This is a genomic window from Pseudoalteromonas sp. SWYJZ98, from assembly GCF_015864495.1.
Taxonomy (GTDB): Bacteria; Pseudomonadota; Gammaproteobacteria; order Enterobacterales; family Alteromonadaceae; genus Pseudoalteromonas; species Pseudoalteromonas distincta.
In genome coordinates, this window is the sequence record NZ_JADYXA010000110.1 from 1 (window position 1) to 590 (window position 590).

At 35.4% G+C, this 590-nt stretch carries 1 protein-coding gene; it reads right to left on the reverse strand.

All coding sequences use genetic code 11. The annotated features are described in order from the left end of the window. Nucleotides 1–267: 267 nt before the first annotated feature. Nucleotides 268–590: Hsp20 family protein (locus tag I6F10_RS20050; RefSeq protein ID WP_197099320.1), on the reverse strand; the 323-nt coding region annotated here is incomplete at its 5' end.

Consider the following 590-nt stretch of genomic DNA (forward strand, 5'->3'; position numbering starts at 1 on the left):
ATATTTCAGTTGTGCTTTTCTAATGAACAAACACAAATGAAGTTTAATTAATAATATAAATTTCAATTACTTCTGTTTAACAAGGACCCATCAGGCGTCCTCTACTTATCTATATATGGACGTTAAAATTGTTTTCAAGCAAATAACAAATAATTTTTTAAATTTACTCTTTTAAAATACACAACAAGGTCGTTAAACATAAATTACAATGGTAAAAATACCGCCTCAAGCGAGGCGGCTAAAACAGTGGAAAATATTTAAAGTGAATTACTTATCTTCGAGCAAATCATTGCCACCGATTGCTATTTTGCGCGGTTTTAACGCTTCAGGTATTTCACGTTGTAAATCTATGCTGAGTAAACCATGGGCTAAATCAGCAGCGATAACTCTTACATGATCTCCTAACTGAAACTTACGCTCAAAATTGCGATCTGCAATGCCTTGGTGAATAAATTTACGCTCACTGGCATGCTCTTTACCCGTTTTAATACCCGCAACAACTAGTGTGTTGTTTTCTGACTCTATGCTCAGCTCGCTTTCGCTAAAACCAGCAACTGCCATAGTAATTCGGTATTTGTCTTTATCGAGCG